This is a genomic window from Croceitalea sp. P059 (assembly GCF_031846365.1).
Classification (GTDB): domain Bacteria; phylum Bacteroidota; class Bacteroidia; order Flavobacteriales; family Flavobacteriaceae; genus Croceitalea; species Croceitalea vernalis.
This window is the reverse complement of the sequence record NZ_JAVRHW010000018.1, coordinates 1-417: the sequence shown is the minus strand read 5'-3', so window position 1 is coordinate 417 and position 417 is coordinate 1. Positions and strand designations below refer to the sequence as shown.

Below are 417 nucleotides of genomic sequence, written 5' to 3'. Positions count from 1 at the left end.
TAATTATTTCAGTACATCCTAAAACTTCAATTTCTTGTGCATGTAATATTCTGTTACCTCCATTCTCAGGAAAATGAATACGCACATAACGAGCCATTTCATCAATTTTAATAACTGCTTCAGTATTTACGTTTCCGCCATAAAAAGTTGCAGTGTACGAAGGATTTTTGATCATCTCCATAATATCACCGTTTTCAGGTATTGGTGTTATAGAGGTTAGAACATAAAAATCTCTAAGTCTTTCTTCAACCGCTTGACTTACGTTTGTTCGGTTGTAAATGTGAATATCTTCAACATAACTAACAGTTTCAAGATCAACTTCCCACCAAGGTGAGCTATCTATATTTGAAGTATGCTGAAAATTATCTGAGTTATTAAAAACCCCGTCATTTGCTTTGCTAGCAATATCTGAACCAC

At 34.1% G+C, this 417-nt stretch carries 1 protein-coding gene; it reads right to left on the bottom strand.

Translation table 11 applies throughout. The features are described 5' to 3' along the window. Positions 1-417 (bottom strand): discoidin domain-containing protein (locus RM542_RS14820; protein WP_311386530.1); only part of this gene is annotated, 417 nt, incomplete at both ends.